Below are 12,498 nucleotides of genomic sequence, written 5' to 3' on the forward strand. Positions count from 1 at the left end.
ATTAATGAGAAAAACAACTAAAACCCTTATCGCCCTGAGTATAGGCTTGTCCTTTGCAACTCAGGCAGCGGATCAACGCTATATCATCCAAGTTGATGAGGGACACAAGGGATTAGTCAAAGCCCTAGCTAAAAAGGTAGGTGGCGAGCTTAACGTAGACGGCAGCGGCTTTATCGCAGCAACATTTTCAGGCAAAGACCTCAGCACAGTTAAAGGCTTGCTCAATAATCCACATGTTAAGCTTGTAGAAGAAGATCAACGCCGCGTACCGCTGTCGCTATACAGCGATGACATTGGCGATCCATCCGTCACACAGCTAACACCCTATGCAGTCTATCAATCACAAGCTGACCAACTCACATTAAACCCCAGTGCAGGCACTAAGGTGTGTGTAATTGATTCAGGGCTGGATCAATCTAATCCCGATTTTGTATGGTCATCTATTACAGGTGACAGTGACTCGGGCACCGGCAACTGGTATGAACATGGTGGCCCCCATGGCACCCACGTAGCCGGAACCATAGGCGCAGCTGACAATGACTTTGGCGTGATTGGCATGGCGCCAGGTGTCGATATGCATATCATTAAAGTCTTTAATGCCAGTGGCTGGGGTTATTCATCAGATTTAGCCCACGCCGCTAGCCTTTGTAGCGCAGCAGGCGCGAACATTATTAGCATGAGTCTAGGTGGCGGCTCGCCAAATACCACCGAAGAGAACGCCTTTAAATCCTTCACCTCTGACGGTGGCTTAGTCATCGCGGCTGCAGGTAACAGCGGTAATAATGTGCGAACTTACCCAGCAGGCTATACCTCGGTGATGATGGTAGGCGCAAATGATGCTGACAATAATATTGCCGTATTCTCACAATTCCCCGCCTGCTCAACCTTTTCTACCGGCAAAGGCAAAAAAAGCAAAACTGAGATTATTGACGGCAGTTGCGTAGAGATCACCGCTGGCGGCGTGAGTACCCTATCGACATACCCTCAAGGCATGGCGGTTAATTCCAACCTTGAAGCAGACGGACAAAGCATCGCCTCTTCGGCAATGGAGAACGCCGGTATCGTAACAGCCGAGTCGTACTTTATGGGAACAGCCGAGGCAATAGATGCAAGCGCTAATGGTAAAGTTTGTCTTATCGATCGAGGCGTTATCTCATTCCACGATAAGGTTAAAAACTGTGAAGCTTCAGGCGGTTTAGGCGCTGTTATCGTTAACAATGTCGATGGCATGCTATATGGAACATTGGGGGATGCCAATATCACTGAAATTCCAGCCGTAGGAGCCGCATTAGCCGATAGAGGCGCTTTACATGCCGCAACACAGATGACAGTTAAAATTGCCGCCAGCGACTATGGTTTCATGAGCGGAACTTCAATGGCGACCCCAGCGGTCTCAGGATTAGCAGCGCTGTTATGGTCAAACCATAGCGGTTGTACTGGTACAGATATCCGAGAGGCGCTAAAGGCCTCTGCATTTGACGCTGGAGAATCGGGCCGCGACGATTACTTTGGCTACGGTATCGCCAAGGTCGCCGACGCCAGTGCTTATCTCGATAACATGGGTTGTAACACCACTGAGCCGTTAGAAGATATCGAGCTCAGCGCGACAACATCATTTTCAAAGGGTAAGGATAGAGTGAGCTTAACTTGGTCTGGCGCTAGCAGCAGTCGAGTCGATGTTTATCGTAACGGCCTTATCCAAACCACAACAAGTAATGACGGCAGCCACGAAGATACATTAAGAAATGCTTACGGCATTTACACTTACAGTGTTTGTAATGCAGGTACCAACCATTGCTCTAGCAATGTCAGCGTCAACTTTTAATTTATTTGATTGATTGATGCTTGTTAGTCGCAAACAATCAACAAAAATAGCCTAAAAAGCCGCATTCGCGGCTTTTTTAATTAATGTGCTTATCAACTCTCAAAAATGTATTTCAACAAAATATTCAGCGTTTAATTATCGCTGGTAACTTTAATCCCCCAGCAATACCAAGCAACATACAAAAAACTGTTGTGATCCCAGCTGGAGATAATGAGGGTAAGCCCAACAAAAGCTGACTATCATTACCACCACTCGCAATAGCCGCCCCAATCCCCATCAGACAGCCAGCTAAAAAGTGTTTTAGGCTACTGCGGCTAGTTAATGCTACTAGGTCAAATGTTTTCTTATGCAATGCGGCTACAACCATACCAGCTAATAAAGCTGCAATGAGTATAAAACGGCTTTCATCAGGCCAGATTTCTGATTTATCATACCAAAGCGATAAACTCACATCCTTTAATAACCCGCTCGGTGTCCATTTAGGTTCATGCAAAAAAACAATGCCTGCACACAGGCCTATTCCTAACATACTGAGCCAAAGCTGACGATTCTCTTTTGTCATCTTGATTGTACAAAACAAAATTAAGCCTGATAACGTAATGAGTATGCCTGTATGCAAATTAGGCTCAATTTGATACGGGGATTTTTGGTACTCTAGAGAAAAAGTCGCTAACAATAACCAACCTGCTAACCACCCAGTAATTGTAAAAAACATAACTAGCTTGCCTCTAGCCAACTTACTAATAGTTGAAACACCACAACCACCATTAAAAGAAGCGCCAAGCCCAAAGAGGAATCCGCCAACTACAGCTAACATTGAGTACTCGTATGAGATAAAAGGTGTTTTCACATCTAAAAGATATCCGATAACGATAGAAACCCAAGCCAATGAGCCGCTCATTACAATGGAAAGTAGAAACATTGGTTTACCGGCTAATGCCTCATTTACACCACGAACAAGGCATAACCCAGTTGTTTGAGCTAAGTAACCAAGCAAACCGATAAGAAGTATCGAAAATACAAACAAAGTCATTAAATATTCCCTTAACAATAGCGACTAACTCTGTATAGACTAGTAAGGCAAATAAACTCCATTTCGTCCATCATCACAAAAATTTCAATCAAATTGGCAGCTATGATAAATAGAGATTTAAAGCAGCATATTAGTCAGCATTTTCTTTTTGAGAACTTAATCATTTGTGGTGAAACTGCTACTCCCTCGAAAATAGCCAATATCCCGCAACAAGAAGAGACTTGGAGCGCATTACAACAACTGGCAGTACACCTTCTCGACCCTATTGTCGAACAGTTCGGCTCAATAACTCTGACTTATGGATTTTCCTCGCCAGAATTAGCACGAGCAATATCTAAGAATAAAAATCCGCATATTGCGCCTAACCTTGATCAACATGCGTCGCACGAGCTAAACAGCAAAGGAAACTTAATCTGCCCTCGCCTTGGCGCCGCCGTGGATTTTTTTGTTGATGCTATGCCAGAACAAATGGACGAAGTAGTATTGTGGATCGCAAAAAATCTTAAGTTTGATCGTATCTACTATTATGGTAAATCACGGCCGTTGCATATCAGCTATGGTCCTGAGATGAACCAGTTTGTGCAGCTTATGAATACCAATCAAGTCACTGGCCGACGAACGCCTGGAAAACGAGCAATTGGAGACAATGCCCTATCCTTGTTAAAACAGCTTGATTACTAGTTTTGTAGTGGCATAGCGTTTAGCCAAAGTGCTATAACTGAGGTTTGTGAGTTAATAAAGGTTAATCAGAAATACCAATATGATAGATAACCAGCCAGACAGTAAACAAAGTGATAAATCTAGTATTTGGCTTACAAGTCAAGAAGCCATGAAGCATTTTGGTGTGTCTGGCTGTGAGCTTATGCATAAGCGTGAAAGTGGTGAGTTAACATTTAAAAAGCAAGGTAATGCCTACCTCTATTTAATAACGCCAAAGAGTAAGTAACTCAAACGTTAACTATGAAGCAGTAAGCTAATTAAGGATATAGCGTGGACGCAACTAAATTTAATCAACTCGTTAGCTCTGTTCCTTTAGGAAAGAAATTACCTGAAGCTATCTATCTACATAAAGACTGTTTTCCTGAGTTAGATAACTCCCTAACTCAATTTATTCTTGCAGTTGGCAGCGCACTTAAAATAGATCCGAATGAGTGGCATATAGTTAAGTTATCACGCAATGAATTCAGACTATCGCTACTCTCCTACCCGACCTTTTTCACAGAAGCTTATCCATCACTCACTCAAAGTGTAACGGTTGACCTGAATAAACTAAGTCACCGTATCGTTGACTACAAAGACAGTGACAATCCGCCAATCCTGCACCGCAAAGAAACCATGCTTCCTGCTCAACATGAATGCTTTGATGAATTTAAAGCAATCACTGAAGAGGGAGAAAATGCCGGGCTTTACCAAAATAGCCGTATGATCGGTTTCAAGCAAAGCTGGCTACGCACTATTGAAGCGCATGGCTATACGCTGGTAGACGGGCGATTATTTCGAAGCTCTGCAGTTATAGACCAAAGCAATACAACAGTAACAAGTATTGACCGCCATAAAACTGCGATTGTGAGGCATGAACTCTCTGCCCCAATGAAGCAACTCGCCAAGCAAGGCTACCTTAATGGCGAACATACTATCTTTGATTATGGCTGCGGTCGGGGCGATGATTTAACAGAACTAGAAGCTCACGGATTAGACGCCTTAGGCTGGGACCCGAACTTTCGACCAGAAGCTGAAAAGGTAAAGTCCGATCTCGTGAATATCGGTTTTGTTATTAATGTGATTGAAGATAAAGTTGAGCGAGATGAAGCACTCCTCGGCGCTTGGGAGCTTACAGAAAAGTTACTGGTCGTTTCTGCAATGTTAGCCAACGACAAATTCATCAGCCAGTTCACACCCTATAAAGACGGTGTCATTACATCAATAAATACCTTTCAAAAGTATTATGCTCAATCAGAGCTAAAAGGCTATATAGAGCGCACACTTGATGAAAACGCAATCGCCATTGCCCCCGGTATTTTCTACTTATTTAAAGATAAACTGGAAGAGCAACGTTTTCTTTCTGGCCGCTTTAAACGCCACCATTCATGGAAGCAATTAACCACTCCAACGCCAACAAGTGAAGAACAAGCAAGGCTACTGTTTACAAAGCATCACAATCTACTTAACCGCTTTTGGGACAAGTGCTTGGAACTTGGTCGTTTACCCGCTTTAGAAGAGTTTACTGAAACGCCAGAGATAATTGCCGCGATTGGAAACGCCAAGAAAGCACTAAAACTGCTGCTACAAGTTCAAGGTGAGCAAGCAACGAAGGTGTTCGAGGCCGCAATTGCAACAAGGCGAGAGGACTTATTGGTTTATTTTGCTCTATGTCAGTTTGAACAACACAAAGGCTATACACACTTACCCAATGAGCTGAAGCGAGATATAAAAGTATTCTTCGACACCTATAAAGTTGCCCAAGCAGAAGCTAAAACCCTACTCTACAGGATCGCTAATACCCAAGAAATAGAGCAAGCATGTATTGAAGCACATCAAATACTACCTGCAAGTAAATTAAATGATGGCCACTCGCTTGAACTGCATAAACAATTCTTGCCGCTTCTACCCGCCTTGCTGAGAGTTTATGTTGGCGCTGCCGTTCAGTTATATGGGGAGTTAGACGAAATAGACATCGTAAAAATCCATATAACATCAGGTAAAGTCAGCTTTATGGGCTACGATAATTTTGATACAAGCCCCTTGCCGACACTGCGAGAACGTATCAAGGTCAAGATGTGGCAATTGGATGTAGACTTTTTTGATTATGTTGATGAGCATTCTAGGCCACCTCTAATCAACAAACATTTGCTACTTACATCTACTGACGAGACTTATAAAAAGCAGTTAAGTTTTGATAAGAGGTTAAGCAAGCTGCTAGGGCTTAATGAGCATGACAATGTGTTCATGTCAAAATGTGAGTTTGACTCAAAGCTATTAATGTTAAACAAAAAAATCATTGGATTTACCATTAAATCTGTAACATGATGCAACTTTAATTGTTAATGAGTTTCTCATGTTACCGCTACCGTCCAGTAATAAACTCGATATTCCTGCATTAAGCCGAATATTCGACAATACAACCAACTCCTACAAGCTACTTTTCTTTCGTGCTTTACTTAGCTTGATTCAGGATGGGAAAACGCCGGACGGAAAAGTTAACAGCACTGAACTGGCGCAATACTTATTAGCTCACGCTTGGGTACCATCAGTCTATTTTAAATTAAACCTCGGCACTCAAGATCAAATTGTTCAACACCTCTACGACCTAAATTTAGTAGCAGTCGACCTGTCACAGCATAAAGGTAAGCCCTTTACACTATTGTTCGAAAAGTTAGCCAAAACTAACAACTCTAAGATTAACAAACAAGTTTTAAAGTATGTGCCATACCGTTTACTTCAACCCTTCTTTAGTGCCGAATTACAAGGCATAAAGGATGCCGAAAAAAATAACCTAACGTATGAACTATCACAAAGTCAGTTCGACATTGTTAAACCTATTTACAAAATTTCCTTTATTGAAGATTGTAATTTACCCCAATTAACATTACACCCAGACTGGTATGAGTACTTATGCAATAACATCATTTTAGTACAAGGTTGGGCCGAGCTAAATTGGACTCGTTACTTACAGCGAAAAAACCCAAACACGCCTTCGATAAGCAATAAACTGACGTTGAATACTAAACGTGAATCATTAGTTAAGCAGCGGAAATTTTGGGATGAATTTATCTCGCAACATCAACCCAAATGCATTTTTACCGGAGAGCAACTTAGCACTGCCAATTACGAATTAGACCATTTTGTACCTTGGTCCTATGTTGCCCATAATCAGTTTTGGAACCTCTTGCCTATATTAAACAGCTGTAACTCGTCTAAAAGTAACAAACTACCAGACAAATGCTTTTTACAGGACTTTACAAAGCTACATTTTGAAGCTGTTACTATGGCAATAAAGCACCGACGTATTGACATCATTGATGACTATATAACCATCCTTCAGTGCCCAAAAAGCGAATTAACTGACAAACTGAAATTCACTGGCAAGCTGAGCCACGTATTACAAACAGTACTGGACTCTGCAGGCTTACAAGGGTTTGAGCCAAACTGGAAGTGGACTAAATCAGAGTCAAACCAACACTGTATACCTAACCAGTTATAAATTGTAATTCATTATCCTAATTCCTCCGTGCATTGCATCTAATAATCATCTAGAATATTCACCCTCCTCGTTATACCTATAACGTCTTACTATATGTTTGACGTGATAAGTTGACGTACTAAGATTTAACTAACGTCATATTTAACGTTAGGAGTTTCATATGAAAAGCCCACAAGATGGTTATTGTTTTTCGTTTCCGGCAGTCAGAGGTATTCAAGCAGGAAAGCCTTTTTATATAGCAACTTGTCCTCTTAGCACTATTCCCAAGATCTTCGTTTTTGACGAAGAAGAAGTGCCACCAGAGTTGCGTGCCCAGCGAACGTTAAACAAATCACGTATCCCAGAGATGGTACGTTATTTAGTCGAAAATCCAAAAGACTACGTTTTTTCAGCGTTAACTGTATCTGTTGCGTCTACAGTGATATTCGAAGAAAGTGATCACAACAACACCCCAAATCTAGGTACGTTGAAAGTCCCTATGGACGCACAGATCCTAATTAATGATGGACAACATAGACGTGCAGCAATTGAAGCTGCAATCAAAGAGCAACCAGAGATTGCACACGATAATATTGCAGTATTGTTTTTTGTCGATGAAGGACTAAAACGCAGCCAACAGATGTTTGCAGACCTAAACAAATATGCAGTTAAACCAAGCCCTTCTCTGGCAGCGCTTTATGATAGTCGCGATGAAAGCGCCGAGCTTGCAAGGTATCTAGCGCAAAACGTTAAACCTTTCGAAGGTTTTACTGAGATGGAAAAATCCAGCATAAGCTCAAAAAGCGGAAAGCTATTTACCTTAAGCAGCCTAAAGCAAGCTAACAGAGCTCTACTAGGTAAAGGTGTTAAAGACAGCTTTACTGAAGAAGAGAAACAATTAGCCGCAGACTATTGGCAAGCAGTATTTGCAGAAACACCTGAATGGCAAATGGTAATAAATAAAGAATTATCTCCTTCGCAGTTTAGGCAAGAGTATGTGCATGCGCACGGCGTTGGCCTCCATGCGTTGGGTGCATTAGGTTGCTCATTAATCACAGCGCAACCTGATGTCTGGAAAGAAACAATTAAGCAGTTAAAAAATGTAGATTGGCGTAAATCCAACCCTGTATGGGCCAACCGCAGCATGTTACATGGCAAGTTAAGCAAAGCGTCAACCAACATAATGTTGACGACAAATGCACTCAAGCAAAGCTTATCTCTATCATTAACGCCGGAAGAACGCGCTCTAGAAAATAAACATATACCAAGTAGTGAGGCATCCAATGGCTGATTTATTCCAAGCCGATGCGCTAGATGATGAGCAGTTAGAATATATTCAAAATGAATTCTTTGCTGGTTTCAAGCGATACAAAAACAGCGATACGTTACCAGCAGGTCTCGATAAATACGACAAACTCGATGATTCTTTAAAGCATCAAGTTAGTATCAATTTATGTCGAGAACTATTGCGTGAACAAAAGAATAACGAAGGCTTTCCGTTAAAACACTTTATCGATGATGTTCAAAGTGTTTATTGTTCTGATAACCGCCCTTGGGTAATTGGCTACAGTGGTGGTAAAGATTCATCAGCCGTTGTCACGCTCATTTACCTAGCTCTGCTATCACTTGATGAATCTAAGCGCACCAAGCCAGTATATGTTGTGGCATCAGACACATTGGTAGAAACTCCATTAGTGGTCGATCATGTAAATCGTTCACTTGAAAGCATTGGCAATAATGCCAAGAAAGATGGTCTACCGTTAACAACACATAAAGTATTACCAAAACCGCACCAAACGTTTTGGTCATGTTTACTGGGTAAAGGTTACCCTGCACCAACTCAAAGTTTCCGTTGGTGTACTGAGCGCATGAAAATCGATCCTGTTAGTGACTTTATTAAAGATAAGGTATCACAGCATGACGAAGTGATTGTTATTTTAGGCTCTCGCAGCCAAGAAAGTGCGTCTCGTGCGCAGGTTATCGCCAAGCATAAAATAGAAAACACACGACTAGCTCGTCACACCACACTAGCCAATGCATTTATCTATACACCAATTGATACCTGGAGTATGGACGATGTATGGAAGCTAATTCGCGCCTGTAGCTTAGAGGTGACCATTTCACCGATGGGTATAGGTAAAAAATGGGCTGATGAATATGGTCTTGAATGGGAAAACCCATGGGGTGGTAAAAACCTTACTCTATGGAACCTATATAAAGATTCATCAGACCAAGGCGAATGCCCAATGGTTATCGACGATAGTACGCCTTCATGCGGTAATTCACGTTTCGGTTGCTGGACATGTACCGTAGTCACAAAAGACCGTGCAATGGAAAGCTTAATCCAAAACGGTGAAGAATGGATGCAGCCACTGCTAACATTCCGCAACAAGTTGGCTGAAACCAATGTGCCGGCAAACAAAGATATCTACCGCAATTACAAACGACGCCAAGGTAAAGTCAATTACCAACGCGTAAAAGACGGACAAGAATTATCTGAAGAACGCGCACACGTGCCCGGGCCTTATTGGCTTAAATACCGTAAAGAGTGGTTAACCGAACTGTTAGTGCAACAAAGAGAGTTCAATAAAGATGGCTATTCAGTCACCTTAGTTACCGAGCCTGAACTACACGCTATTCGCCAAGAATGGTTGAACGACCCGAACGAACCAGACTGGGCTGACTCACTACCAAAAATCTATCGCGAAGTATTTGGTGTCGATCTTAATTGGGTAATTAACGACAACTCTAGTTTCGGTGAAGTTGAAGCGCAGATTCTTACCGATTTAGGCGAGCAATATAACGTTGAGCCTGAAATGGTACAAAAGCTTTTGGATCTTGAGCTTTCTTTAGAAGGCCTAAGTCGTCGTACCGGTGTATTCGATAAACTCGGTACCCTACTAAGGCAAGACTGGGGCACGCTTGATGAAATCAAACAGCGCCACGCTCAACTGCAAAGTAAGTCAGATTTTGATATCCATAAGGATCAAATCGACAAATATGAACGTGAAATTCTTGAGCTAGAAAAGCAAGCCAAGGTGGAGTTTTAAGATGATAATCAAAAGCCTGGTGATCAATAACTTTCGAGTATTTCGTGGCGTACACGAGATTGACTTAGAACCAAGAGTAACCCGTAAACACCAAACTGCTGCATCGCCTATCGTGTTATTTGGTGGATTAAATGGTGCAGGTAAAACCTCTATTTTATCTGCAGTCCGTGTGGCCTTGTACGGCCGCGCAGCATTTGGCCGCGGCATGAACTCAGCTCAATATCAAGAGCAACTAGATGCACTGATTCATAATGGTGTAGGGATTAGTGCAGACAAAGCGTCAATCCAGCTCATCTTTACTCATAGCCAAAATGGTGTTGAAAGCGAATATCGCGTCACTCGTGGTTGGAAGCGTGGCCAAAAAGATAAATTGGTTTTAGAGCAGAACAACACTGAACTCAGTAGCATGAGTTACGATCAATGCCAAAGCTTCCTTAATGAGCTTATCCCGCCGGGGATCTCAGACCTATTCTTCTTCGACGGGGAAAAAATTGCCGATCTTGCAGAAGATGAATCCGGTGAAGTACTGCAAACTGCAGTTAGACGCCTTTTAGGTATTGATGTTGCCGAGCGTTTGCGTAGTGATTTAGCTATCTATCTAAAACGCCATGATGCCGCAGCAATGCCAGATAACATCAAAGCTCAAATTGACAAGTTAGAATCTGATCGCACTGCAGCCGAACATGCCGCTGTAGAGCTAACTAACAAAGCATCATTGTGCCGCGCAAAAATCGAACTAATAGCTAAAGATATCGAAAAAACCGAACTTGATCTATCTTCACGAGGTGGTGCTTGGGCACAAAGCCGTGAGCAAGAAAAGGCTAAACAGTTTGAACTAGACGCTGAACGCAAAGAACTAGAAAAAACACTACGGGCGGAGATTGAAGGTGACCTACCATTTGCATTGGCCCCCAATGCAATGCAAGCACTACTCACTCAATTAGAAGCCGAAAAGAAAGCTAAGCAAGCTGATAGTTTTAACTCTGAGCTAAAGGGCTTCTTAACTGAATTAGAGCAGAAGTTATCATTCTCGCTATCTAACTCCTTTGTCGCAATAGAAACAATCAAAGAATGTTTAAATGATCGTGAATCACAGCAGGTAAAGACTGATATCCAGCTTGATTTAGCAGATAGAGAGTACGATCAAATTAAAGCGCAGATTAACAACCAAGCGCCCTCTTCCTATAAGCGTTTTGACGAAGCACGTAAACGCTTAGCTATAGTTGAAGAGCAACTAGATTCTATCTCAATTAATATTGCCCGCGCACCAGAGCAAGAACAACTGGAGACGCAACTTGAAGCGTTAAAAGAGCTTAATAGCCGCCGCACCGCTGCAATTGTAGAGCATAGAGATACGACTGAAGCGGCGAAACGAAAATACCGTGAAGCAATTGATTACGCACGTAAAGTACAAAAGCTGCATGACAAGCATAAAGTCGCCTCTACCGCTGAAGCATCGCTAACAAACGCGCAAAATACCCATGCATTGTTAGCAGAATTCAGTGAGCAACTAACTGCAGTACGTGTTAAACAACTAGAAGCTGAGTTTATCAAAAGCTATCAAAAGCTGGCACGTAAAGAAGACCTAAAGCTTTCAGCACGCATCAACACTACTACCTTTGACGTTGAGTTAATCGATGAGGATCAGCACACCATTAGCCGTAGAGGCCTGTCTGCCGGTGAAAAACAGATCTACGCTATTTCAATTCTCGAAGCATTAGGTAAAACATCGGGTAAGAAACTGCCAATCATTATCGATACACCGCTAGGTCGACTTGACTCTAAACACAGAGATAAGTTGATTGAGCACTACTTCCCTGAGGCCAGCCATCAAGTAATCATTCTGTCTACCGATACAGAGATTGATGAAGCGTACTTTGGAGAGGATTATCTAAAAGATGACATTTCTCATGCCTTTGAGATTCAGTTTGATGCCGCCACTAAATCATCAAAACTGCGTGAAGGTTATTTCTGGGAACAGAACTCTGCTAATAATGAAGTGCAACAAAATTCAGTAGTAGGAGCCAACTAATGCTACCAAATCGGATGAACCTAACTCGCTCTACTGAAGAGCAATTGAAAAAACTGAAGCAATACACGGGAATCGCACCCAACGTATCATCACGAATCGCCTTCTTCCGCTCAATAGAGTCAGGTTTTATCTATCGACCAGCAGATTCTATTGACACTGAAGCAAAACTAGATGGTAGTTTGGTATTAGATAAAGTGACTTGGATGGGGGAAACGCAGTTGGTGAGTGAACAGCTACTAAAACTTAAGTACCCAACATTAGAAGGTCGCTCTCTCATGTCTGCATGGGCTGCCCATGTTGAAGATGGGATTGCAGCTGTCCGAAACCACAAAAAAATCAATGAACTTTCAAATGCTATAGTGACTTAATAGCCATTTT

The 12,498-nt window shown here is 42.2% G+C and carries 10 protein-coding genes; 9 read left to right on the plus strand and 1 reads right to left on the minus strand.

Annotation, left to right across the window (positions count from 1 at the left end):
- Positions 1-4 precede the first annotated feature (4 nt).
- On the plus strand, positions 5-1,825 hold the full coding sequence (locus tag SPEA_RS12120; protein WP_012155536.1) for a S8 family serine peptidase: 1,821 nt from the start codon (positions 5-7) through the stop codon (positions 1,823-1,825).
- A gap of 124 nt (positions 1,826-1,949) precedes the next feature.
- Here the strand turns inward: SPEA_RS12120 and SPEA_RS12125 are convergent, their stop codons facing one another.
- Entirely contained in the window at positions 1,950-2,858 is a 909-nt protein-coding gene (locus SPEA_RS12125; protein ID WP_012155537.1) for a YeeE/YedE thiosulfate transporter family protein, read from the minus strand.
- A gap of 102 nt (positions 2,859-2,960) precedes the next feature.
- On the opposite strand from SPEA_RS12125, the gene SPEA_RS12130 reads away from it, so the two are divergent.
- The 8 genes from SPEA_RS12130 to dndE all read left to right on the plus strand — a co-directional run bounded on the left by SPEA_RS12130 (position 2,961) and on the right by dndE (position 12,488).
- Positions 2,961-3,539, plus strand: coding sequence for a hypothetical protein (locus SPEA_RS12130; RefSeq protein WP_012155538.1), 579 nt, complete (start codon positions 2,961-2,963; stop codon positions 3,537-3,539).
- Positions 3,540-3,618: 79 nt separating this feature from the next.
- Complete coding sequence (locus tag SPEA_RS12135) at positions 3,619-3,804, plus strand: hypothetical protein (RefSeq protein ID WP_041410946.1); 186 nt, start codon at positions 3,619-3,621, stop codon at positions 3,802-3,804.
- A 44-nt stretch (positions 3,805-3,848) separates the two neighbouring features.
- Positions 3,849-5,885: a DNA phosphorothioation-associated putative methyltransferase gene (locus tag SPEA_RS12140; protein WP_012155539.1), complete on the plus strand. Its 2,037-nt coding sequence runs from the start codon at positions 3,849-3,851 to the stop codon at positions 5,883-5,885.
- Positions 5,886-5,913: 28 nt separating this feature from the next.
- Complete coding sequence (locus SPEA_RS12145; RefSeq protein WP_012155540.1) at positions 5,914-7,059, plus strand: HNH endonuclease domain-containing protein; 1,146 nt, start codon at positions 5,914-5,916, stop codon at positions 7,057-7,059.
- Positions 7,060-7,219: 160 nt separating this feature from the next.
- A complete protein-coding gene (gene dndB, locus SPEA_RS12150) occupies positions 7,220-8,329 on the plus strand; it encodes a DNA sulfur modification protein DndB (RefSeq protein ID WP_012155541.1) in 1,110 nt (369 codons plus the stop codon).
- On the plus strand, positions 8,322-10,088 hold the full coding sequence (locus SPEA_RS12155) for a DNA phosphorothioation system sulfurtransferase DndC (protein ID WP_012155542.1): 1,767 nt from the start codon (positions 8,322-8,324) through the stop codon (positions 10,086-10,088). The genes dndB and SPEA_RS12155 overlap by 8 nt, the downstream gene beginning before the upstream one ends.
- A 1-nt stretch (position 10,089) precedes the next feature.
- Complete coding sequence (dndD, locus tag SPEA_RS12160) at positions 10,090-12,120, plus strand: DNA sulfur modification protein DndD (RefSeq protein WP_012155543.1); 2,031 nt, start codon at positions 10,090-10,092, stop codon at positions 12,118-12,120.
- Positions 12,120-12,488: a DNA sulfur modification protein DndE gene (gene dndE, locus SPEA_RS12165; RefSeq protein ID WP_012155544.1), complete on the plus strand. Its 369-nt coding sequence runs from the start codon at positions 12,120-12,122 to the stop codon at positions 12,486-12,488. Before dndD ends, dndE begins: the two co-directional genes overlap by 1 nt.
- The last annotated feature ends 10 nt before the right edge of the window (positions 12,489-12,498 follow it).

Origin of the sequence: Shewanella pealeana ATCC 700345 (assembly GCF_000018285.1) — a bacterium.
GTDB lineage: Bacteria > Pseudomonadota > Gammaproteobacteria > Enterobacterales > Shewanellaceae > Shewanella > Shewanella pealeana.